This is a genomic window from Microbacterium testaceum, assembly GCF_003075375.1.
Lineage (GTDB): Bacteria > Actinomycetota > Actinomycetes > Actinomycetales > Microbacteriaceae > Microbacterium > Microbacterium testaceum_E.
The window spans coordinates 1-22,724 of the sequence record NZ_QDFT01000018.1; the positions used below are offsets into that span (position 1 = coordinate 1).

Consider the following 22,724-nt stretch of genomic DNA (forward strand, 5'->3'; position numbering starts at 1 on the left):
GCCTGGMKCCGACGTGGCGACCACCACGTCGAGCTCGCCACCGCTCCAGGCCGCGTGCACCTCGTCGCGCCGTTTCTGCGCCATCGCACCGTGGTACGGCGCAGCCCGCAGCCCGAGGGCCACCAGCTCGTCGGCGAAGGCGTCGGTCTCTTTGCGCGTCGCCACGTACAGCAGGGCCGGGCCACCGGCATCCCGCACATCTTCGACGACGGCGCGACGTTTTCCGGCGTCGTCCTCGTGGCGGCGCACCGACATGTGGATCTCGGGGCGGTCCATCCCGCGCACCTCGAGGTGCGGATCGCGCATGCCCAGGCTCGCGACGATGTCGTCGCGGACGGGAGCGGATGCCGTGGCCGTCAGCGCCAGCACGGGTGGGCGCCCGAGCGCCTGGACGGCGTCGCCGATGCGCGCGTACTCGGGGCGGAAGTCGTGGCCCCAGGCCGAGACGCAGTGGGCCTCGTCGACGACGACCAGGCGCACGTCGGCCCCGGCGAGTCGGTCGAAGACCTCGCTGTTGGCGAGCTGCTCGGGGGCGAGGAAGGCGTAGACCGGGTCGCCGCTCTCGATCGCGGCCCATGCGGCCTTCTTGTCGCGGGCGCTGGTGCGCGAGTTCAACGCGACCGCGGCGGGGGCGTCGGGGGCGCGGTCGATCGAGTCGATCTGATCGCGCTGCAGGGCGAGCAGGGGCGAGATGACGACGGTCACTCCGCCGAGCTCGCACCCCGCGATCTGGTACACCGCCGATTTGCCGGCACCGGTGGGGAAGACGACGAGCGTGTCGCGACCCCCGATGACCGCATCGATCGCCTCGGCCTGGCCGGGCAGCAGGTCGTCCCAGCCGAACACCTCGCGGGCGGTGCGTGCGGACTGTTCGAGTGTGGCGGGAGCGTTCACGGGGCCTCATTCCTGGCGAAGACCCTCAGCACACCTCAGACCTCCGACATCGGTTCGGGGGTTGCGACGACGCGCCTCGTATGCCACCCGTCGGACGGCGTGCCTAGGCATCGCGGGCGGCCCGGCGCAAGCGCGCCGGCGATGTCGGAGGGGGATGCCACGATGTCCGCATGCTCTTCGGCGACATCGAGACGACCCTCGCGGCGGTCACCGGCACGCGCTCGCGCCTGGCCAAGGTGGACGCCCTCGCCTCGCTGCTGCGCGGCCTCGAGCCCGACGAGGTCGAACCCGTCGTCGGCTTCCTCACGGCGGCCCCGCGGCAGGGGCGCCTCGGCGTCGGCTACAAGACGCTCTCGAACCGAGCGGTCGTCCACGCCGCCGCGTCGACGCTCACGGTCGCCGAGGTCGACGACGCGTTCAGCCGTCTGGTGGGCATCGGCGGCAACGGCTCGGCGGCCCAGCGCGCGGCTCTGCTCGACGATCTGGCCGAGCGCTCCACGGCGGGGGAGTGGCATCTGCTGATCCGCATCATGACCGGAGAACTGCGCACCGGCGCGCTCGAGGGAGTCCTGCTGGATGCCGTGGCCCGCGCCGCCGAGCGCGACGCCGCCGCGGTGCGCCGCGCCGCCATGCTCTCGGGCGACCTGGGTCAGACCGCCCGGGTGGCCCTCACCGGTACCGCCGACGATCTCGCCGCGGTCGGTCTGATCGTCGGACGCGGTGTGCAGCCGATGCTGGCCTCCACCGCCGCGACGGTCGCCGAGGCGCTCGGTGTCGCGGGCCGGGCCTCGGTGGAGTACAAGCTCGACGGAGCACGCGTGCAGGTGCACCGGCACGGCGACGAGGTGCGCGTGTTCACCCGCACCCTCGCCGACGTCACCCATCGGGTTCCCGAGATCGTCGAGATCGTGCGCGGCCTGCCCGTGACCGACGTCATCTTCGACGGCGAGACCCTGTCGCTCGACGACGACGGCGCCCCCCGCCCGTTCCAGGACACGATGGCGCGCTTCGGAGCCGAGACGGCGCGCGAAATCGCCCTGCGCCCGTGGTTCTTCGACATCCTCCACGTCGACGGTCGGGATCTCGTCGACGAACCCCTCCACGCGCGGCTCGACGAGCTCGAGCGGGTCGCGGCGCCCTGGCGCATCCCCGCCGTCATCACCGACGACGACGCCGTCGCCGACGACTTCGCCCGTGCGGCGCTCGCGGCCGGACACGAGGGGGTGATGGTGAAGGGTCTCGACGCGACGTACACCGCCGGACGCCGCGGCAAGAGCTGGCTCAAGGTCAAGCCGGTGCACACCTTCGACCTCGTGGTGCTGGGCGTCGAGCGGGGTTCCGGACGCCGCGCGGGCTGGTACTCCAACCTGCACCTCGGCGCGCGCGATCCCGACGGGCTGTTCGGCGAGCCCGGAGGCTTCGTCATGGTCGGGAAGACCTTCAAGGGCCTCACCGACGAGCTCCTGGCGTGGCAGACCACGCACTTCGCCGAGCGCGAGACCGGCGAGGTGCCCGGTGGCATCCGCGTCGTCCCCGATACCGTCGTCGAGATCGCCATCGACGGGGTGCAGCGCTCGGTGCGCTACCCCGGCGGCGTGGCGCTGCGCTTCGCGCGCGTCAAGACGTACCGTTCCGACAAGCCCGCGGCCCAGGCCGACACGATCGACACGCTGCGCGCGCTGCTTCCCGGCGGCTGCGCGGCGGCGGAAGGATGACGCGATGAGTCTGGCCCCCTGGCTCGACGGCGAGCTCGGCTACCGGAGCTTCGGCACCCCCGGCTCGCCGCGCGCGGTCTTCGTGCTGCGCACCGGCGACGTCGCCACCACGGATCCCGACGCGCGGGTCACCTCGAGTTACGACGTGCGCGTGGTCGCGGTGGGACTCGACGCTCCCGAACTCGAGGATCCGCCCGTCTTCGGTGGGCAGACGCCGGCCGGACTCACCGTCGACGCCCTGCGCGCGCTGCTCGAGCGAGAAGCTCCCGGCGCGACGGTCGGCCTCGTCGGCGAGCGGGCGGCGGGACCGATAGCCATCTACCTGGCCGCCGCTATGGGGCCCGTGGTCGACCGACTCGCGATCGTGGGGGTGCGCAGCCCCTCCGATCCGCTCAGCCGTGACCTGCGGACGCCTCTGCTCGAACACCTCGACGCCGAGGTGCTCGTCGTGGTCGGAGGCGAGGGACCCGCCGACCACGACGACGCCTCGTGGTACATCGACCGCCTGCGCGCAGCCGAGGCCGAGGTCGTGCCGCCCGACGAGATCGACTCCGTCAACGGGCACGTCACCCTCACGTCGGTGTGGGATCGCGTGCTGACGCACGTCGCGCCGGGGGCCGAACGGCGCTGATCCCGCCGGTCTCAGGGGCTGCTCCGCGCCGCCGTCGCCCACCGCCGTCGTTCGATGCCGTTGCGCGCCGCTGCTGCCCGATGCCGTCGCCCGCCGCTGCTGCCCGCCGCGGCTGCGCGATGCCGTTGCGCGCCGCTGCTGCCCGATGCCGTTGCGCGCCGCGGCTGCGCGACGCCGTCGCCCGCCCGCCGCTGGGCTCCGCGTCGCGTCGCGCGCACCGGCATACATGGTGAGTGTCCAATAAACACGGGTTTTCGCGAATCTCGTCCGCGTGTCTTGGACACTCGATCCCGCTTTGCGGCCTCGCCGCGCCGTGCGGCCTCGCCTCGCAGGGCGCCTCACCCCGCAGGGCGCCTCACCCCGCAGGGCGCCTCACCCCGCAGGGCGCCTCACCCCGCGGGGCGCCTCACTGCGCGGGGCGCCTCACCGCGCGGGGCGCCTCGCCCCGCGTCGGCCCCGCCCCGCGTCAGCCCCGCGTGACCGCCTTCACCTGCACGACGTTCGACTCCTCGTCCAGCTCGACGTGATCGCCCTGCGCCTTCAAGAAGTCCGAGAAGCTGCGGAAGCCCAGAGCCTTCTCGCTGAACGACGGGTCGAGGCGCTTCATCAGGTCCTTCACGGCCGACGCGTGCAGCCACTCGCCGTCGGCGCGTTCGGCCTCGAGCTGCATCGCGCGCTCGAGCAGGTCGACCGCGGGGTCCTTCGACCGTTTGCGAGCGCGCGGCCGCGAGGGAGCGGCATCCTTGTCCTTCTTCGTCTCGGCCAGTTTCGGGATGCCGGGCAGCGAGTCGTAGGCGTCGAAGCGGTCGCACGCGGCGGCGAGGGACTTGGCCGTCGATCCGGCCACGCCCACGCCCACGACGTACCGGCCCAGGCGCTTGCAGCGCTGAGCGAGGGGCACGTAGTCGCTGTCGCCGGCGACGATGACCACGTGGCTCAGGTCGGGGAGGCGGAACATGTCCTCGACGGCATCCACGGCCAGACGGATGTCGGCGCCGTTCTTGGCGTACGCGGCGGCGGGGAACAACTGCACCAGGTCGACGGCACGCGCGACCAGCTGGGAGCGGTACTCGGCGTTGACCGGAGCCGACCAGTCCGCGTAGGCCCGGGTGAGCACGAGCGTGCCGAACGAGGCCGCGTAGTCGATGACGGCGCCGACGTCGATCGTCGCCTTCGTCAGGCGCTCCGCGATCTCGGGGTCCATCGGGTTCTCGGCGATCTTCTGTCGATCGCGCGAGTACGCGTTGCGTCCGTGCACGCGGTCGTACCAGGACATGACGATGTTGTCGAAGTCGAGGTAGACGGCGACGCGGGCGGTCTGATTGTCGGGCATGCCCCCAGTCTGACCCGTGCCGGCGGGCGGTGGGTACCCCACGCGCCGACCCGGTCGCCCCGCGCACCCACCCCGGGCGGCGGGCGCCCTTCGCACCCACCCCGGGGCCGGACACCGTCGGCGGCAGGCGCCGCGCGCTCAGCTCTCGCCGGGGTAGACCACGCCGATCTGCCGGCGCACCTCGTCGAGCACTCCCATGATCGCGACCGATTCGTCCAGGGGCAGGATGCCGTTGGCCGCCGCGCCCTCGGACACGAAGCGCTCCGCGGCCTGCGCCTGGAACTGCATCCCGCGCCCGTCGACGCTGCCGTCGAAGCTCTCGAGCACCTCGCCCGAGGGCGAGACGACGCGCATCGTGGTGGGGGTGTACCAGACGCGGTCGATCTCGATGCGGGCCTCGGTTCCGACGATCTGGGCCGTGTTGAGCCCCGCTCCGCGCGACGACGACACGCTGGTCGACAGCGCCCCGCTCGAGTGGACGAAAGCGGTCGCGACCTCGGCGTCGCTGCCGGCGTCCGACAGTCGCGCGACCGCCGTGATGCGCTCGGGCAGGCCGAGCACGTCAATGGCGAACGAGATCGGGTAGATGCCGAGGTCGAGCAGGGCACCGCCGCCGAGGGCGAGGTCGTTCAGGCGGTGCGCCGGGTCGGTCGAGATCTTCTGCGTGTGGTCGGCCGAGACGACGCGGATCTCACCGAGCGTGCCGGCCGCGATGATCTCGCGGATGCGCACCATGTGCGGCAGGTACCGCGTCCACATCGCCTCCATCGCCAGCAGGCCGGCGTCGGCGGCGGCGTCGCGGATGCGCGCGGCCTCGTCGGCGTTCAGCGTGAAGGGCTTCTCGACAAGGACGTGCTTGCCGTGCGCGAGCGCGAGCAGCGCGTTGTCGACGTGCGAGGGGTGCGGGGTCGCGATGTAGACGATGTCGACGTCGGGGTCGGCGACCAGCTCTTCGTACGAACCGTGCGCGTGCGCGATGTCGTACTGCGCGGCGAAGGCGCGGGCGCTGTCGATGCTGCGCGAGCCGACGGCGGTGACGTCGAGGCCCGCGGTGCGCAGGTCGGAGGTGAAGGCGTGCGCGATGCCGCCCGTTGCGAGGATGCCCCAGTGCAGTCCGGTCATGGCATCCACCGTATCCGCGACGGCGGGCTCCGCGGCCCGACGGGACGCGATGCGACGTCGATCCCCGGCGGCCGCGCCCGCGCGGCCTAGGCTCGCTGCATGACGCCGGTCGAGCGCTTCCGCGAGCTGCTGTCCATCCCGACCGTCTCGCGCACCGACCCGGCCGAGGTCGACGACGAGGCTTTCGCGCTGTTCCACGCCGCCCTCGAACGCCTGTACCCCCTGGTGCACGCGCGACTCGAGCGCGAGGTCGTCGCGGGCCGCTCGCTGCTGTACCGCTGGGCCGGACGCAGCGCCGACGCGCCTCTCGTGCTGCTCGCCCACCAGGACGTCGTCCCCGTCGACGGGCAGGTGTGGCGGCATCCCCCCTTCGCCGCCGAGGTGGTGGGGGAGGGCGCGGATGCCGCGATCCACGCGCGCGGCGCGATCGACGACAAGGGGGCGCTGGTGGCGATCCTCGAGGCCGTCGAGGCCGCACTCGCCGACGGCGTGACGCCGGCCGCCGACGTCTGGCTGGCGTTCGGCCACGATGAAGAGACGCGCGGAAGCGGCGCCCGGGCGATGGCCGCTCTTCTCGCCGAGCGGGGTGTGCGCCCCGCGCTGGTGCTCGACGAGGGCGGCGCGGTGGTCGACGGTGCCGTGCCCGGGGTGGCGGCGCCCACGGCGATGATCGGTGTCGCCGAGCGCGGTTCGGCCACCTTCGACCTGGTCGCCCGCGAGGCCGGGGGTCACGCGTCGACGCCCCCGCGCCTGCCCGCCACCGCGCGGGTGGCCCGGGCGATCGACCGTCTGCGCCGACGCCCCTTCCCGCGCCGCCTGACCCCGCCCGTTCGAGCGATGCTCGCCACCGCGGCCGCCCACACGGCTCCCGCGCTGGGCGCCGTCCTGCGCAACGCGGCGGTGACGGCTCCCGTGCTGACGCGGGTGTTCGCCGCGCTCGGGCCCGAGACCAACGCCCTCGTGCGCACGACCGCGGTGGTCACGCGTCTCGAGGGGTCTTCGGCCGACAACGTCCTGGCCACCACGGCGCGCGCGAGCGTGAACGTGCGCCTGCTCACGGGCGACACCCTCGCCGACGCCGCCATCCACCTGCGCCGGGCGATCGCCGATCCGCTCGTCGACATCGAGCTGCGCCGCGGAGACGATCCCTCTCCCGTGTCGCCCTGGCGCGGGGATGCGTGGCGCCGACTGTCGGCGGCGGTGTCGTCCACCCTCGGCGACGACGTCGTCCCGTTGCCGTACCTGCAGCTCGGGGCGAGCGACAGTCGGTTCTACACGGGCTTGACGGATGCCGACTACCGCTTCGCCCCGTTCCACCTGACGCGTGCGGAGCGCGATGCGCTGCACGCGCCCGACGAGCGGATCCGCATCGACGTCTGGCTCCGCGGCATCCGCTTCTACCGCGCCCTGCTGGAGTCCTGAGCCGTCTCACCCGCCGCGTCCACCGCCCGGGGTGAGCGGATCGCGACGCGTCGGTTATCCTCGTGTGACCGGTCACGCAACAGCGCGCGACCCGCAATGAGGCGGACAATGAGCGACACCGACATCCCGGAGGCGAGCGGGCGCGCCCCGAGCATCCGCGACGTCGCGCGGCTGGCGGGCGTGTCGTACCAGACGGTCTCGCGCGTGATCAACAACAGCCCGCAGCTGCGCCCCGAGACGGCCGAGAAGGTCCGCTCGGCGATCGCCGAGCTGAAGTTCGTGCCCAATCAGGCGGCGCGGGCCCTGGCGACGAGCCGGTCCCGGCTGATCGGCGTGCTGGGTCCGCGCATGACGACGCACGGCACCTCGGCGATGGTGCAGGCGATCGAGTCCGCGGCGCGGACGGCGGGATACCGGCTGACGCTGACGAACCTCGCCACGAGCGCGCCCGACGACGTGCGGGCCTCGATCGACCACCTGATGCAGCAGTCCGTCGAGGGGCTCATCGCGGTCGCGCCGCAGACGAGGGTCGTGCCGATCCTCGAGGAACTGAAGCTCCCGGTGCCCGTGCAGACGGTGTCGTCGACGGGCACCTCGACCTCGCACAACGACCAGACGGCCGGGGCGCGCGCCGCGGTGCGCCACCTCATCGAGCTCGGGCACACGCGCATCCTTCACATCGCCGGCCCCCGCGATTGGGTCGAGGCCGAGCACCGCATGCGCGGCTATCTCGCCGAGATGGACGCGCACGACCTGTCGCCGCGTCCACCCGTGCTGGGGGACTGGACGGCGCACTTCGGCTTCGAGGCCGGTCTCGAGCTGCTGCGGACCGAGGATGCCACGGCGGTGTTCGCCGGGAACGACCACATGGCGCTCGGGTTCATGCATGCCGTTCGGGCCATAGGTCGATCCGTCCCCGAGGACATCTCGGTGGTCGGTTTCGATGACGTGCCGGAGTCGGCCCACCTGTGGCCGCCGCTGACGACGGTCCGTCAGGATTTCGCGGGCATCGGCACGCGCGCGGTGACCGATCTGCTGTCCGCCCTCGGGGTGAGCGTCGACGAGGACCCGGCGGCGCAGCCCGGTCACCTGCGCCTCATCGTGCGCTCGTCGACCGCGCCGCCGCGCGCGTGAGGATCTCTCGAACGTCACATTTGCGCAACGGCTGCATTCGCGACACGCAGGGACTTGACAGGTCTGCCGCAGGGCGGGGTAGCATCACACACACAATGTGAACGGTCACATGACCGGTCGCACAGGCCGACGGGACTCGCTGCGGAGCGAATCCGTCGAGACGAAGAGGTTTCGAACGACGCGGGGTGTCCCGCCTCGCCGGACGGCTTCGTTTCGCCCCGTCGACACGTGCGCCCGATCTGCGCCGGACGCCTCTAGCGGTGGGCTCCATGGGGAGAGACCGCGCCACATACCCAACGGAGGGAACCAGAGTGAAGAAGCACAGCATGCTCAAGGCGGTCGCGGGAGCGGGCGTCCTCGCGCTCGGCATCGGCCTCGCCGGTTGCGCGGGAGACCGCACCGGCGCCGGCAGCGGCGACTCGCAGGAAGCCGGCGGCACCATCGGTGTCGCGATGCCGACGCAGCAGTCGGAGCGGTGGATCGCCGACGGCAACAACGTCAAGTCGCAGCTCGAGGAGCTCGGCTACCAGGTCGACCTGCAGTACGCCAACGACGACATCCCCACCCAGGTCTCGCAGATCGAGAACATGATCACCACGGGTGCCAAGGCCCTGATCATCGCCTCGATCGACGGCACCACGCTCACCGACGTGCTGCAGCAGGCCAAGGACGCGAACATCCCCGTCATCGCGTACGACCGCCTGATCAACGGCACCGCGAACGTCGACTACTACACGACGTTCGACAACTACAAGGTCGGCGTCCAGCAGGCCACCTCGCTCCTGACCGGCCTCGGCGTCCTCGACGCCTCGGGCAAGGACACCGGCGCCGCCGGCCCGTTCAACGTCGAGCTGTTCGCCGGTAGCCCCGACGACAACAACGCCACCTTCTTCTGGAAGGGCGCGATCGACACGCTCCAGCCGTACCTCGACAAGGGCACGCTGGTCGTCCCCTCGGGTCAGACCGAGTTCGGCCAGGCCGCGATCCTGCGCTGGCTGCCCGAGACCGCGCAGAAGCGCATGGAGAACATCCTCACCGTCATCGGCGGCACCAAGCTGCAGGGTGTCCTCTCGCCCTACGACGGCCTGTCGATCGGCATCATCTCGGCCCTCACCTCGGGCGGCTACTCGGCCGACGCCCTGCCCGTCATCACGGGTCAGGACGCCGAGGTCGGCTCGATCAAGTCGATCATCGCCGGTGAGCAGTACTCGACGATCTTCAAGGACACGCGCGAGCTGGCCAAGCAGGCCGTGACCATGGTCGACGACATCCGCAAGGGCGAGCAGCCCGAGGTCAACGACACCGAGACGTACGACAACGGCGAGAAGGTCGTCCCCTCGTACCTGCTCGAGTCGACCATCGTGACGAAGGACAACTACAAGGAGATCCTCGTCGACAGCGGTTACTACACCGAGGCCGACCTGGGTTAATCCCCCGGAGGGGCTCCGGCTCCTCCGCCCCGCCTCCGCCGCGGCCCGATCGGGTCGCGGCGGAGGCTCCCGCGGGTCAGCCCCCGGCATCCCGCCCCATCATCCCCACCGGCCACGAGCCGGTTCTGCAAGGAGGACCTCGTGAGCACCATCCTCGAGATGCGCTCGATCACCAAGGAGTTCCCCGGCGTCATCGCGCTCGCCGACGTGTCGCTGACCGTCGAGCGCGGAACGGTTCACGCCATCTGCGGCGAGAACGGCGCGGGCAAGTCCACCCTCATGAAGGTGCTCAGCGGTGTGTATCCCGCGGGCGACTACCGAGGCGAGATCGTCTTCGACGGCAACACCGTCGAGTTCAAGGACATCCGCGACAGCGAGGCCGCCGGCATCGTCATCATCCACCAGGAGCTCGCGCTCAGCCCCTACCTCTCCATCGCCGAGAACATCTTCCTCGGCAACGAGATCACCCACCGCGGTCTGATCGACTGGGATGCCACCAACCGCGAGGCCGCCAAGCTCCTCGCCCGCGTGGGCCTGGGCGACAGCCCCGACGTCCCCGTCAACGAGATCGGCGTCGGCAAGCAGCAGCTCGTCGAGATCGCCAAGGCGCTGTCGAAGGACGTGAAGCTCCTCATCCTCGACGAGCCGACCGCGGCGCTGAACGACGACGACTCCGAGCACCTGCTCGACCTGATCCGCCACCTGCGCGGTCAGAACATCACCTGCATCATCATCAGCCACAAGCTCAACGAGATCCGCGCGATCGCCGACGAGGTCACGATCATCCGCGACGGACGCACGATCGAGACGCTCGACGTCGCGACCGGCGGCACGAGCGAGGACCGCATCATCCGCGGCATGGTCGGACGCGAGCTCGAGAACCGCTACCCCGACCGCGACGTCGAGATCGGCGACGAGGTCCTGCGCATCGAGGACTGGAACGTCAGCCACCCCACGGATGCCACGCGCACCGTCATCCACCAGGCCAACCTGAACGTGCGGGCGGGCGAGGTGGTCGGCATCGCAGGGCTCATGGGCGCCGGGCGCACCGAGCTCGCGATGAGCGTGTTCGGCAAGAGCTTCGGCTCGCGCATCTCGGGCAACGTCTACATCAACGGCAAGAAGGCGGACACCTCGACGGTGCCGAACGCGATCCGCAGCGGCCTCGCGTACGTCACCGAGGACCGCAAGGGCGCCGGCCTGAACCTGATCGACACGATCAAGCGCAACATCTCGCTCGCGGGGATGCGCAAGCTCGTCAAGGGCGGGTTCGTCGACGGCGACGAGGAGTACCTCGTGGCCAACCGCTACCGCAAATCGATGAACATCAAGGCGCCCAGCGTCGACGTGGTCGTCGGCAAGCTCTCGGGCGGCAACCAGCAGAAGGTCGTGCTGTCGCAGTGGCTCTTCTCGGACCCCGAGGTGCTCATCCTCGACGAGCCGACCCGCGGTATCGACGTCGGCGCCAAGTACGAGATCTACACGATCATCAACGCCCTCGCGGCGCAGGGGAAGGGGGTGCTGGTCATCTCTTCCGAGCTGCCCGAGCTCCTCGGCATCTGCGACCGCATCTACACCCTCAGCGAAGGCCACATCACCGGCCAGCTCCCCATCGAAGAGGCCACCCCCGAGGCACTCATGGTGCTCATGACGAAGGAAAAGGAAGCCGACCATGTCAGCGCTTGACAACACCGTGACCCCGCAGGGTCCTGCCACGCCGAAGGGCCCCGTCGGCGGTGGCGCCGGCGGTGCCGGCGGCGGCCTCGTGCAGTTCTTCACGTCGCGCCTGCGCGAGATCGGCATCTTCATCGCGCTGATCGTCATCGTGCTGCTGTTCCAGGCCCTCACCGGCGGGCGCCTGCTCACCGCGGGCAACGTGTCGAACATCATCGTCCAGAACAGCTACATCCTGATCCTCGCGATCGGCATGGTGATGATCATCATCGCCGGCCACATCGACCTGTCGGTCGGCTCGGTCGCCGCCTTCGTCGGCGCGGTGTCGGGTGTGCTCATCGTCCAGTGGGGCCTGCCCTGGTGGCTCGGCATCCTGCTTTCGCTCGTGCTCGGCGCGGTGGTCGGCATGTGGCAGGGCTTCTGGGTGGCGTACATCGGCATCCCGGCGTTCATCGTGACCCTCGCGGGCATGCTGCTCTTCCGCGGTCTGACCCAGATGACGCTCGGCAACACGCAGATCACGCCCTTCCCGACCGAGTACCGCCAGCTCGGCGGCGGCTACCTCTTCCCCGACCTGTTCCCCGCGAGCTCGTCGCCGGCGGAGTGGATCACGGTCGCGCTCGGTGTGCTGACGCTCGTCCTGTTCGTCGTGGCCCAGGTGCGCCAGCGCACCAAGCGCGCGGCCCTCGAGCTGCAGAACGAGCCGCAGGCGGCGTTCCTGGTCAAGGTCATCGGCGGCGGTGCGCTCATCGCCTACCTCACCTACCTGCTCGGCGTCGCTCCCGGATCGCGCGGCACGCCCATCGTGCTCGTGGTGCTGGCCCTGCTGATCATCGGCTACTCCACCGTGATGAGCCGGAGCGTCTTCGGCCGCCACATCTACGCCATCGGCGGCAACCGCACCGCGGCGAAGCTCTCGGGCATCAACACCCGTCGCGTCGACTTCATGCTGTTCGTCAACATGGGCGTGCTCGCGGCCCTCGCCGGCATCGTGTTCACCGGTCGCCTCAACTCCGCCGGTCCCGGCGCGGGAAACCTGTTCGAACTGGATGCCATCGCGGCCTCGTTCATCGGTGGTGCGGCCGTGCAGGGTGGTGTCGGCCGCGTGGTCGGCGCGATCGCCGGTGGTCTGGTCATGGGTGTGCTCAACAACGGCATGTCGCTCATGGGCATCTCGACCGACGTCCAGCAGTTCATCAAGGGTCTCGTGCTGCTGCTGGCCGTGGCCTTCGACGTGTGGAACAAGAACCGCACCCGCGGTTGAGCCACGCTCCCCTCGGACGCCCCGTCGCCTCGTGCGGCGGGGCGTCCGCGTGTTCCCGGTGACTCGCGCGCCTTCGGGATAACCCGAAACGAGGCGGGGGATGACCGGGCGGCGCCGCGCGAGCGCGCGTCCTACCGTGGAACGCATGACCACGGCATCCGTTCTTCCGCCTCCGCCCCCCGTTCCCGGGCCCGCGCCGGCCGCGCGCCCGACCGGTGAGCTCGACACCGTCGCCCCGAAGGTGCGGGTGAACACGCCGGGCCGCGTCTTCGGAGCCGCGGCGCAGCTCGCCGCGCTGGGCGTGATCGGGCCGGCGGTTTTCACCACCATCTTCACCGTGCTCGGCTGGGGCCTCGGTCTGCTCGCCGCCCTGTTGTTCGGCGTCGTCCTCCTCGTCGCCCTCGTCTACCTGCTCTTCGCGGTCGCCTGGTTCGAGCGGGCGCGCCTGGACGGGCTCTACGACCTGGGCCTGGCGTCCTTCCGCCTGCGCCGCAGCCCGCGGCCGGGTTTCGTCGGCTGGTTGCACTCGCTGTGGCTGCAGACCATCGCGCCCGCGCAGTGGCGGGCCCTCGCGTCGTTCGCGATCTCGACCGTGCTGGGCCTGGTGACGCTCGCGGCCATCGGCGCGGCCGCGTGGAGCGTGGCGATCGGTCTGCGGCCGCTGTTCGGCACCTCCGACACGCGCTTCTTCGGGGGACTCTTCGTGACGGGTCCCTGGGCCCCGGCGGTGGGTCTCGCGGGCATCGTCCTCAGCCTCGCGGTCGTCATCGGGCTCGCGATCCTCCACGGCGTCATCGCCCGGGCGATCTTCGTCCCCTCCCGCGAGGCGCAGCTGGTCGAGCAGGCTCGTACCTCCGACACCCGGCGGGCCGGCGCCGTCCGCGCCGCCGAGGTGGAGCGCACGCGCATCGAACGCGACCTGCACGACGGCGTCCAACCGCGGCTCGTGTCCATCGGCATGACGCTGGGCCTGGCCCAGACCAAGATCGACGACGACCCCGCCGCCGCCAAAGCGCTGATCGCCGAGGCGCACGCCTCGACCAAATCGGCCATCACCGAATTGCGTCAGTTGGCCCGTGGCATCCACGCCTCGGTGCTGGAGGACCGGGGACTGGATGCCGCCCTCTCGGCGCTGGCGTCGCGGTCGCACATCCCGGTGACCCTCGACGTGCGCCTGCCGCGCCGCTGCGGTCGCGCGGCGGAGGAGGCCGTGTACTTCGCGATCGCCGAAACCCTCACGAACGCCGCGAAGCACTCGCGCGCGGCGGCGTGCCGGGTCGACGTCCGCGTCCGCGACGACGGCTCGCTGTGGGCCCGCGTCGAGGACGACGGGCTCGGCGGGGCGCGGATCGTCCCCGGCGGAGGGCTGGACGGCATCGTCAACCGCATCGGTGCGGCCGGCGGGACGGCGCGGATCGACAGCCCGCAGGGCGGTCCGACCACGGTGGAGGTGAACGTCCCGTGCGCATCCTGATCTGCGAGGACTCCGTCCTGCTGCGCGAGGGGCTCGTGCGCCTTCTCGCCGATGACGGCCACGAGGTGGTCGCCGCCCTCTCCGACGCCGAGGGATTGGACGCCGCCGTGGTCGACACGACGCCGGACCTGTGCATCCTCGACGTGCGGCTCCCTCCGACGTGGACCGACGAGGGCATCCGCGCGGCGATCGCGCTGCGGTCGCGGCATCCGGATCTCGCCGTTCTCGTGCTGTCGCAGTACGTCGAGGAGCGTTACGCGGCCGACCTCATCGCCGACGGGCAGGGCGCACTCGGCTACCTGCTGAAGGACCGGGTGGCCGACGTCGCCGACTTCCTCGACGCGGTCGCCTCGATCGCGGGGGGCGCCACCGTGCTCGATCCCGAGGTCGTCTCGCAGCTGCTGACGCGGCGCCGTCGCGACGAACGGCTGCAGAGTCTCACCGAGCGCGAGCGAAGCGTCCTGGCGCTGATCGCCGAGGGGCGGTCGAACCAGGCCATCGCGGGTGCGCTGTTCGTGTCCGAGGCCAGCGTCGAGAAGTACATCACGGCCATCTTCACCAAGCTCGGGCTCGAGCAGGACGACACCGGCAACCGCCGCGTGATCGCCGCCCTCGTGCACCTGGGCCACGATCACACCGGAGCGACCTCATGAGCATCGACAGCCCTCCTCCCGCGCCGCCGCGTCGTCGCGGCGCCGCGTTCGCGATCTCGGTCGTGACCATCGTCGCCGGTGGGTTCATCGCGCTGGGGACGTTCCTCGGCACGGGTCTCTCCGCCGCGCACGGCATGGCCTCGTCGCGGTGGGACGCGACGGTGGGCGATCAGGTGTCGTCCGCGGCCGAGAGCGGGGCGCTGTCGTCGCTCGACGTCCAGGTGGCCGGCGCGCGGCTCTCGATCGTCTCGGGCGACGTCGAGGGCCCCGAACTCGACGCGGCGACGAGCGGACCGAACGCGTGGACCTTCGAGCGCGACGGCGACAACCTGCGGGTGGTCTCGCCGACCGGTTCGTTCATCGACCCGGATTCCCGGGCGACCCTCACCCTGCCGCGCGGGTCCTCCGTCGACGCCGACGTCCGCGTGAGCGGGGGAGCGCTCGACGTCCAGGGCGACTTCGACGCTCTCGACCTCGAGGTCAGCGGGGGGAGCGCGACCGTCTCGGGCACCGCTCGTTCCGTCGACCTGTCGCTCGCGGGGGGCTCGGCGTCGGTCGACCTGACCGACGCGTCGACCGCCGCGTTCGACGTGGCCGGCGGCCGACTGACCGCCGCGCTCGCGGGCACGACGCCCGAGGCGACCCGCGTCGAGGTGACCGCCGGCTCGGCCGACGTCACTCTTCCCGACGACGAGTACGCCGTGACCACCGACGACGGCGTGGGCACGGTCGACAACGCCCTGCGCACGAGCCCCGACGCCCCCGCGCAGGTCGACGTCACGGCGACGATGGGCCGTGTGACGCTGCGGTCGTGACCTCGCGCGAGGGGCCGGGACGCTCCCGGCCCCTCGATCGGCTCGTGACGGCGATGGCTCCGAGCACGAGCAGGATGCCGAGCACCTGCGGCAGCACCAGGGATTCGCCGCCGACCACCACGCCGAGCAGCACGCCGGTGACCGGATTGAGCAGACCGATGAGGCCCACCGTCCCGGCCGGCAGGTGCCGGAGACCGGTGAACCAGCAGACGAACGCCAGGGCGGTGGCGATCACCGCGATGCCGGCGTACGCGGTGAGGCCCGCGGCATCCACGCGCGGCGGAGGACCTTCCGAGACGCCCGCGACGACGACCAGCACCGCGCCGCCGGCCGTCAGCTGCCAGGACGTGGTGGCCAGCAGAGGCGTCTCGTCCCGCCAACGGGTGGTGAGGATGGCCCCGAGCGACGATGCGAAGAGCGCGACGACGGATGCCGCCACACCGACCGCCGAGACCGAGCCGCTACCGAGCCCGATCACGAGCAGAACGCCGACGAGGCCGGCGATCGCGCCGAGCGCCCACCGCACGGTGGGGCGCTGAGCCAGCAGGGGCCAAGCGAGCCCGGCGAGGGCCAGCGGGGCCAGGGCCATGATCGACGAGGCGATCGACGAGGGCAGCAGCTGCGCCGCGACGTAGACGAGCACGAAGAACGCGCCGAAGTTGAGCATCCCGAGCAGGGGCGCCTTCCACCACCACTCCCCGCGCGGTCGGCGGCGCGCGAGCGCCCACAGCAGCAGACCCGCCGGAAGGGCGCGCAGCGCCGCGCCCCAGAGCGGAGCGTCCGCCGGCAGGAGGTGCCGCGTCACCACGTAGGTCGCCCCCCATGCGACGGGGGCGACGGCGGTGACGGCGACGAGACGCCATTTATCTTCCATGGAAGGCACTATAGCTTCCATGGAAGATAGAGTGGATGCCATGACCCCGACGAGCGACCGCGTCGACAACCTCACCTCTCAGTGGGAGGCCGAACGCCCCGACCTCGACGTCTCCCCGATGCAGGTGATCGGACGCCTGCACCGCCTCGCCGATCACCTGCGCGAGGAGCTGCTCGCGGTCTACCGCCGCTACGGTCTCGGCGAGGGGGAGTTCGACATCCTCGCCGCCCTCCGCCGCGCCGGGGAGCCGTTCGCCGCGGCCCCCGGAGAGCTCGCGCGCCACACGATGGTGACCAGCGGGGCGGTGACCAAACGCGTCGACCGGCTTCTGGCATCCGGTCTCGTCGTGCGCGACGACGACGCGGACGACGGACGCGCGCGGGTCATCCGTCTGACGCCGGCCGGACGCCGGGTGATCGACGAGGCCTTCACCGCCCACATCGCGAACGAGCAGCGTCTGCTCGCGGGGCTCGACGCCGATCAGCGACGCGCGCTCGAGGCCCTTCTTCGCACCTGGGGCGCGTCACTCGGCGTGTGATCCACGTCCCGTTCTCCGCGCGGGTCGCCGGAAGGCATCGCTTCGCAGGCCGCGAAGGCGACACCCTGGCTACTCAGACGCCCTTGAGCGCCTTCGCGATGCGCTGGGGCGAGACGGGCTCGGCGGTGCCCAGGCGCTGGGCGAACAGGCTCACGCGCAGCTCCTCGAGCAACCACCGCGTCTGCACGAGGTTCGCCGGCGCGTCGGCCGGCAGGGGCACGGCGCCGCCGGCGTCGATGAATCCGGCGGTCGCGCGCTCGTACTCGGTCATGCGCTGCCGGTCCCGGCCCGGGTTGTCCGACAGGGTCTTCACCCGCTCGAGCGCCCCCGCCAGGTAGCGCGGCAGGTGCTGCAGGCGCGGCAGGCCCGTCCGCGACAGGAACCCCGGGAAGATCAGCCCCTTCAGCTGCCCGCGCACGTCGTTGAGCGCCCCGAGCAGCGTGATCGACGAGGCATCCTTCATCGCCCGCTCGACCTCGCGCTGGGCCAGCAGGATCTTCGCCGCGAGGGACACGGTCTGGAAGGTGCGGTCCACCGAGACCGACGAGAACGCATCGCGCACCCGCTCGAACTCCGCTTTCGTGCGGACGACCCCGGACGAGCTCTCGCGCAGGAGCACATCGTCCGCCAGCGCCACGCGCGCGTCCTCGATCAACGCCTTGGCGTTCTGGTACGGGGATGCCGCGAGCGCCAGCTTCTCGTTCGCGGTGAGGTGGTCGAGCACGTACGCGGCCGGTGACGGCACGGCCAGCAGCATCAGGCGGCGGATGCCGGCGCGGGTGTGGCGCGCGGCGTCCTCGGGTGTCGCCTCGACGCGCAGGGCCACGCTGGCGCCCTCGTCGACGAGCGCCGGGTACCCGCGCACCACCCCGCCCGCGACGGGGGTGTCGACGACCTCGGTGAGCTCGTCGAAGTCCCACGTCGTGAGTGTCGACCGGGAGGCGAATGCCGGCGACGCCTCGGCGACCTTCGCCGCCGACCGCGCCGCGGGGCGGTCGCGGGTCACGGCCGATTCGACGCTGGAGCGGGCGCGGTCGGCGAGCCGGCGCTGCAGGGCGCCCAGATCGCGGTCCGAGCCGATCGCCCGGCCGCGCGCGTCGACGGCGCGGAACGAGGGCAGCAGGTGCGCCGGGACACGATCGAGTTCGAAGTCAGCCGCGCCGACGCGCTGGTTCGCGACGCGCTGCACGAGCGCGGCGAGGGCGTCGACGAGCGTCGTGCGGGGCAGTCCGTTCGCGTGCTCGGGGCCCTTCTCGGCCAGCTCGGCCGAGAACTTCTCGGCCCAGTCGGCCGCGGGCACGACGTTGCGGCGGATCGTCTTCGGCAGCGCGCGCAGCAGGGCGGTGACGAGTTCGTCGCGCATGCCCGGCACCTGCCAGTCGAAACCGTCGGGGCGCAGCTGCGCGAGCAGCGGCAGGGGGACGACGACCGTCACCCCGTCGTCCGGAGCCCCGGGCTCGAAGCGGTAGGCGAGGTTGAGCGTCTGATCGCCCTGGCGCCACCGCGCGGGGAACGCCCGGTCGTCGCCCTGCGCGCGGTCGCCGGTGAGGTCGGACTCGCGCAGGTCGAGCAGGTGGGGCGTGCGGGCGACGGCATCCTTCCACCAGGTCTCGAAGGAGCGGACGTCGGTGACGTCGGCGGGGATGCGCGCGTTGTAGAACGCGAACACCGCCTCGTCGCCGACGAGGATGTCGCGACGCCGCTCGCGCTCCTCGATCTTCTCGAGCAGGCGACGCTGCTCGAGGTTGCGGCGCAGGAAGGCGGTCAGACGCTTGTCCAGCACCGAGGGGTCCCACTCGCCCTCGACCAGCGCGTGCCGCACGAACATCTCGCGCGCGAGCGGGCGGTCGAAGCGCGAGAGCTGCACCCGGCGACGGCCGACGAGCTCGACCCCGAACAGGGTGACCTTCTCGTAAGCGGCGGCGGAGCCGGCATCCTTCGACCAGTGCGGCTCGCTCAGCGAGCGCTTGATCAGATCGGGGGCGAGGTCCTCGGCCCACGCCGGATCGACGGCGGCGACCGTGCGGGCGAACAGGCGCGAGGTCTCGACCAGCTCGGCGGCCATGACCGCCGCGGGACGCTTCTTCTTCAGCCCCGAGCCGGGGAAGATCGCGAACCGGGCCCCGCGCGCGCCGATGTACTCGCCCTTGACGGGACGGGTGTCGCCCGGGGCTTTGCGGTCCTTGGTCTGCGCCAGGGTGCGGGGATCCAGGATGCCGAGGTGCGACAGCAGGCCGGACAGGATCGCCCGGTGGATGGCGTCTCCGGCGGCGTGTCCCTCGGGGGCGGTGTCGGCGGACCCTCGTCCCGCTTTTTCCGGTGCGCGTCCCGCAGAGTGCGGCCGGGAGGGGTCTGAAGCAGGCCTCAATGAAACGTGGCTCTTCGCGCCGCGCCCGCCGGCGCCGCGCCCGCCCTCGCCGCGCTCCGCCCCCAGCGACCGCAGCTGCCGGTGGACGTCCATCCACTCGCGCACCCGCACGTAGTTGAGATGCTCGCTGCGGCAGAGGCGACGGAACGCGCTGGAGCCGAGCTCCGCCTGCTTGTCCTGCAGATAGTCCCAGAGGTTGAGCAGCGAGAGAAAGTCGCTGGTCGGGTCGGTGAAACGCGCGTGGAACCGATCGGCCTCCTCGCGGCGTTCCTCGGGGCGCTCGCGCACGTCCTGGATCGACATGCCCGACACGATCGCGAGCACCTCGGCCGACACGTCGTTGCGGCGGGCCTCGATGAGCATGCGGGCGAAGCGCGGGTCGATCGGCAGCCGTGCGATCTCGCGACCCATCTCGGTGAGCCGCGGTCCGCGGTCGTCGCCGCGTCCGCCGCGCCGTCGTGACGGGTCGCCGTCGTCGCGCGGGTCGCGCCGCTCCGCGCCGGGCGCGGGCAGTTTCACCGCGCCGAGCTCGACCAGCAGGTCGAACGCCGCCTTGACGCCGCGCGAGTCGGGGGGCGTGAGGAACGGGAAGGCCTGGATGTCGCCGAAGCCCAGCGACAGCATCTGCAGAATGACGGATGCCAGCGACGTGCGCAGGATCTCGGGCTCGGTGTACTCGGGGCGACGGGTGAAGTCGTCCTCGGAGTACAGGCGGATCGCGACGCCGGGCGAGGTGCGACCCGCGCGACCGGAGCGCTGCTGCGCCGACGCCTGCGAGACCGCCTCGATGGGCAGCCGCTGGATCTTGGAGCGGTTGCTGTAGCGCGAGATGCGCGCCGTGCCGGTGTCGACCACGTACCGGATACCGGGGACGGTGAGGCTCGTCTCGGCGACGTTCGTGGCCAGGATGACGCGGCGGCGCACGCCCGCGACCGTCGACCGCTCGAAGACGCGGTGCTGCTCGGCCGCGGAGAGGCGTCCGTAGAGGGGGAGCACCTCGGTCGGCGCGGCGTCCTTCTGGTACGCCCCGCGGATCGCGTCGGCGGCATCGCGGATCTCGGCCTCGCCCGGGAAGAAGACGAGCACGTCGCCCGCGGCCTCCCGGTCGAGCTCCCGCAGGGCCGCGACGACCGCGCCGACCTCGTCGGCGTCGTCGCCGTCGCGTCCGCCCTGTGCCGCGCTCCGGGCTTTCTTCGGCTGAGGCGTCGGGGGAGCGGCATCCGCTCCCTCGTCGTCGGAATCCTCCGGAGCGCGGTCCGCCCCGTCGAGCGGACGGTAGCGGATCTCGACCGGGTACGTCCGGCCCGACACCTCGATCACCGGTGCCGGTGTCGGCTCGCCGCCGGGCTCGGTCGGGGCGGCGGCGAAGTGCCGCGCGAAGCTCTCGGGATCGATCGTGGCCGAGGTGACGACGACCTTGAGGTCGGGGCGCTGGGGCAGGATGCGCCGCAGGTACCCCAGCAGGAAGTCGATGTTGAGCGAGCGCTCGTGCGCCTCGTCGACGATGATCGTGTCGTAGCGGCGGAGCAGCCGGTCGCGGTGGATCTCGTTGAGCAGGATGCCGTCGGTCACCAGCGCGACCCGGGTGTCGGCCGAGACCTTGTCGGTGAAGCGCACCTTGTACCCGACGGTCGAGCCGAGGGGCACCTGCATCTCGTCGGCGATGCGCTCGGCGATCGTGCGGGCGGCGATGCGGCGGGGCTGCGTGTGCGCGATCGACGTGCGTCCGAGCTCGAGGCAGATCTTTGGCAGCTGCGTCGTCTTGCCCGAGCCGGTCGCACCGGCGACGATCACGACCTGGTGGTCGCGGATGGCGCGCGCGATCTCGTCCCGGGCCGCGCTGACGGGCAGCTCGGGCGGGTAGACGATGACGGGTTCGACGGACACAGCCTTCCAGCCTATCCCGGCCGTGCGGTCCCGCGCCGCGCCGCCCGCCACACCCGCCCCGTCGATAAACGCTCCTCGTGCCGAAACACGCGGTGCCGCGCCGTGTTTCGACACGATCGGCGTTTATCGGCGCCTTCGCGCGGTGCGGCCCCGCGGCGCCCCGCGGCGCCCCGCCCGCCACACCCGCCCCGTCGATAAACGCTTCTCGTGCCGAGACACGCGGTGCCGCGCCGTGTTTCGGCACGGATCGCGTTTATCGGCGCCTAGGCGCGGGCGCACCCGGACGCACCCGGGCCGCACCCGGGCCGCACCCGGGCCGGCCGGCGCTACGGCATCTGCGCCTTCTGCGCCAGGATGCGGCGCACCGCGGCATCCACCTTCGCCGCGAACGCGGGGTCGGACTGGGCGCGCGCGAGCACGGCCTGATGCATCTCGGGGTAGACCGAGGGGTCGGCCGACACCAGCAGCAGGTCCACTCCGGCGTCGATGGCGCGCGTGGCGCGCTCGCCGGGGGAGTACACCTCCACCTGATCCGCGGCCGAGAGGTCGTCGACGGTGATGACCCCGTCGAAACCGAGCCGGTCGCGCAGCACCCCGACCACCGTGGGTGAGAACGCCGCCGGGACGTCCGGGTCGATCAGCGCGTAGTCGGCGGTCGACATCATGACCACCGCGTCACCCTGCGGCAGGATCGACGCGTACACGCCGACGTCGGGCCCGTCGCCCGTGACCACCTGATCGGTCACCCCGGTGGAGTAGTCGGTGTTGTCGTCGACGTGCCCCAGTCCCGGGAAGTGCTTGAGGGTTGGCAGCACCCCGCCGTCGCGCATGCCCGCCGCGAACGCGCCGGCCTTCGCGGCGACCGTGGCGCCGTCGTAGCCGTACTCGCGGGCGAGCTCGCCGATGGGGGGATTGGATGCCGCGAACTCGGGGCTCGTGACGATGTCGGCGACCGGGCCGAGGTTCATGGTGACCCCCGCGGCGGCGAGCTGACCGGCCCACGCGGCGGCGCTCGCGCGAAGGGTCGAGTCGTCCTGCGCGGCCTGGTCGACGGCCGAGGGGATGCGGTCGAACCCCGGGCCCGAGAGCACTTGGACGGTCCCTCCCTCTTGATCGGTGGCGACCCACAGCCGCGGGGCTCCCGCGGGGACGGCGGCGGTGAAGCCGCGGACCAGCTCGGCGATCGCGGCCGTTCCGGCATCCGACCGCCCGTGCAGGAACACCCCGCCGATGTGGTCGTCGCGCACGGCGGCGAGCGTGGTCGGGTTCACGCCCTCGACCGGGGTGCCGACCATGAACATCTGCCCGACCTTGTCGGCCAGGCTCATCGCGGCGAGCGCGTCGGGCGTCGGCGTCGGGGTGGGCGTGGGGGTCGGAGTGGGCGGCGCGGTCGGCGTCGCGCTCGGGGCGGCGCCGGTCGTGGGGGCGCACCCGGCGAGCGCGAGCACGACGAGCAGCGCGGCGGCCGAGAAGCGGGGGGCGGTCTTCACCCCTCG

General features: G+C 71.9%; 17 protein-coding genes. 11 read left to right on the forward strand and 6 right to left on the reverse strand.

The window, feature by feature from the left end; translation table 11 throughout:
* Positions 1 to 894, reverse strand: an 894-nt coding sequence (locus DC432_RS08735; RefSeq protein ID WP_133177905.1) for a RecQ family ATP-dependent DNA helicase, incomplete at its 3' end; no start/stop codon positions are given.
* Between the two features lie 170 nt (positions 895 to 1,064).
* Between DC432_RS08735 and DC432_RS08740 the strand changes: the two genes are divergently transcribed.
* Complete coding sequence (locus DC432_RS08740) at positions 1,065 to 2,609, forward strand: ATP-dependent DNA ligase (RefSeq protein WP_116537525.1); 1,545 nt, start codon at positions 1,065 to 1,067, stop codon at positions 2,607 to 2,609.
* 4 nt (positions 2,610 to 2,613) lie between these two features.
* The gene (locus tag DC432_RS16385) at positions 2,614 to 3,240 is read left to right on the forward strand and encodes a hypothetical protein (RefSeq protein ID WP_165801228.1); all 627 of its coding nucleotides are present in this window, start codon (positions 2,614 to 2,616) and stop codon (positions 3,238 to 3,240) included.
* 466 nt (positions 3,241 to 3,706) lie between these two features.
* On the opposite strand, the gene DC432_RS08755 is transcribed toward DC432_RS16385, so the two are convergent.
* On the reverse strand, positions 3,707 to 4,573 hold the full coding sequence (locus DC432_RS08755) for an NYN domain-containing protein (RefSeq protein ID WP_116537528.1): 867 nt from the start codon (positions 4,571 to 4,573) through the stop codon (positions 3,707 to 3,709).
* Between the two features lie 138 nt (positions 4,574 to 4,711).
* Entirely contained in the window at positions 4,712 to 5,695 is a 984-nt protein-coding gene (locus DC432_RS08760; protein ID WP_116537529.1) for a Gfo/Idh/MocA family protein, read from the reverse strand.
* 99 nt (positions 5,696 to 5,794) lie between these two features.
* Here DC432_RS08760 and DC432_RS08765 point away from each other — a divergent pair, with 99 nt between their 5' ends.
* The 8 genes from DC432_RS08765 (at position 5,795) to DC432_RS08800 (ending at position 15,561) form a co-directional block, all read left to right on the forward strand.
* Entirely contained in the window at positions 5,795 to 7,117 is a 1,323-nt protein-coding gene (locus tag DC432_RS08765; RefSeq protein ID WP_116537530.1) for a M20/M25/M40 family metallo-hydrolase, read from the forward strand.
* Between the two features lie 108 nt (positions 7,118 to 7,225).
* Complete coding sequence (locus DC432_RS08770; RefSeq protein ID WP_116537531.1) at positions 7,226 to 8,251, forward strand: LacI family DNA-binding transcriptional regulator; 1,026 nt, start codon at positions 7,226 to 7,228, stop codon at positions 8,249 to 8,251.
* A gap of 326 nt (positions 8,252 to 8,577) precedes the next feature.
* Positions 8,578 to 9,681: a multiple monosaccharide ABC transporter substrate-binding protein gene (gene chvE / locus DC432_RS08775; RefSeq protein ID WP_108317906.1), complete on the forward strand. Its 1,104-nt coding sequence runs from the start codon at positions 8,578 to 8,580 to the stop codon at positions 9,679 to 9,681.
* 159 nt (positions 9,682 to 9,840) lie between these two features.
* A complete protein-coding gene (gene mmsA / locus DC432_RS08780) occupies positions 9,841 to 11,367 on the forward strand; it encodes a multiple monosaccharide ABC transporter ATP-binding protein (RefSeq protein WP_108320877.1) in 1,527 nt (508 codons plus the stop codon).
* On the forward strand, positions 11,354 to 12,619 hold the full coding sequence (gene mmsB / locus DC432_RS08785; RefSeq protein WP_243393081.1) for a multiple monosaccharide ABC transporter permease: 1,266 nt from the start codon (positions 11,354 to 11,356) through the stop codon (positions 12,617 to 12,619). Before mmsA ends, mmsB begins: the two co-directional genes overlap by 14 nt.
* A 145-nt stretch (positions 12,620 to 12,764) precedes the next feature.
* A complete protein-coding gene (locus tag DC432_RS08790) occupies positions 12,765 to 14,093 on the forward strand; it encodes a sensor histidine kinase (RefSeq protein ID WP_116537532.1) in 1,329 nt (442 codons plus the stop codon).
* Positions 14,081 to 14,746 carry a LuxR C-terminal-related transcriptional regulator gene (locus tag DC432_RS08795; RefSeq protein WP_116537533.1) on the forward strand — a complete coding sequence of 222 codons (666 nt, stop codon included), beginning with the start codon at positions 14,081 to 14,083 and terminating at the stop codon, positions 14,744 to 14,746. The genes DC432_RS08790 and DC432_RS08795 overlap by 13 nt, the downstream gene beginning before the upstream one ends.
* A complete protein-coding gene (locus tag DC432_RS08800) occupies positions 14,743 to 15,561 on the forward strand; it encodes a hypothetical protein (protein ID WP_116537534.1) in 819 nt (272 codons plus the stop codon). The genes DC432_RS08795 and DC432_RS08800 overlap by 4 nt, the downstream gene beginning before the upstream one ends.
* On the opposite strand, the gene DC432_RS08805 is transcribed toward DC432_RS08800, so the two are convergent.
* Positions 15,524 to 16,435: a DMT family transporter gene (locus DC432_RS08805; protein WP_116537535.1), complete on the reverse strand. Its 912-nt coding sequence runs from the start codon at positions 16,433 to 16,435 to the stop codon at positions 15,524 to 15,526. The two genes, DC432_RS08800 and DC432_RS08805, sit on opposite strands and share 38 nt — an antisense overlap.
* Positions 16,436 to 16,475: 40 nt before the next feature.
* Here DC432_RS08805 and DC432_RS08810 point away from each other — a divergent pair, with 40 nt between their 5' ends.
* Entirely contained in the window at positions 16,476 to 16,973 is a 498-nt protein-coding gene (locus tag DC432_RS08810; RefSeq protein WP_116537536.1) for a MarR family winged helix-turn-helix transcriptional regulator, read from the forward strand.
* Between the two features lie 73 nt (positions 16,974 to 17,046).
* Here the strand turns inward: DC432_RS08810 and hrpA are convergent, their stop codons facing one another.
* Positions 17,047 to 21,228, reverse strand: coding sequence for an ATP-dependent RNA helicase HrpA (gene hrpA / locus DC432_RS08815; RefSeq protein WP_116537537.1), 4,182 nt, complete (start codon positions 21,226 to 21,228; stop codon positions 17,047 to 17,049).
* A 326-nt stretch (positions 21,229 to 21,554) separates the two neighbouring features.
* A complete protein-coding gene (locus DC432_RS08820) occupies positions 21,555 to 22,718 on the reverse strand; it encodes a glycoside hydrolase family 3 N-terminal domain-containing protein (RefSeq protein WP_116537538.1) in 1,164 nt (387 codons plus the stop codon).
* Positions 22,719 to 22,724 lie beyond the last annotated feature (6 nt).

Coding starts and splice junctions, on each gene's coding strand:
- DC432_RS08740 (WP_116537525.1), top strand. CDS start 1,065: ATGCTCTTCGGCGACATCGAGACGACCCTCGCGGCGGTCACCGGCACG.
- DC432_RS16385 (WP_165801228.1), top strand. CDS start 2,614: ATGAGTCTGGCCCCCTGGCTCGACGGCGAGCTCGGCTACCGGAGCTTC.
- DC432_RS08755 (WP_116537528.1), bottom strand. CDS start 4,573: ATGCCCGACAATCAGACCGCCCGCGTCGCCGTCTACCTCGACTTCGAC.
- DC432_RS08760 (WP_116537529.1), bottom strand. CDS start 5,695: ATGACCGGACTGCACTGGGGCATCCTCGCAACGGGCGGCATCGCGCAC.
- DC432_RS08765 (WP_116537530.1), top strand. CDS start 5,795: ATGACGCCGGTCGAGCGCTTCCGCGAGCTGCTGTCCATCCCGACCGTC.
- DC432_RS08770 (WP_116537531.1), top strand. CDS start 7,226: ATGAGCGACACCGACATCCCGGAGGCGAGCGGGCGCGCCCCGAGCATC.
- chvE (WP_108317906.1), top strand. CDS start 8,578: ATGCTCAAGGCGGTCGCGGGAGCGGGCGTCCTCGCGCTCGGCATCGGC.
- mmsA (WP_108320877.1), top strand. CDS start 9,841: ATGCGCTCGATCACCAAGGAGTTCCCCGGCGTCATCGCGCTCGCCGAC.
- mmsB (WP_243393081.1), top strand. CDS start 11,354: ATGTCAGCGCTTGACAACACCGTGACCCCGCAGGGTCCTGCCACGCCG.
- DC432_RS08790 (WP_116537532.1), top strand. CDS start 12,765: ATGACCACGGCATCCGTTCTTCCGCCTCCGCCCCCCGTTCCCGGGCCC.
- DC432_RS08800 (WP_116537534.1), top strand. CDS start 14,743: ATGAGCATCGACAGCCCTCCTCCCGCGCCGCCGCGTCGTCGCGGCGCC.
- DC432_RS08805 (WP_116537535.1), bottom strand. CDS start 16,435: ATGGAAGATAAATGGCGTCTCGTCGCCGTCACCGCCGTCGCCCCCGTC.
- DC432_RS08810 (WP_116537536.1), top strand. CDS start 16,476: ATGACCCCGACGAGCGACCGCGTCGACAACCTCACCTCTCAGTGGGAG.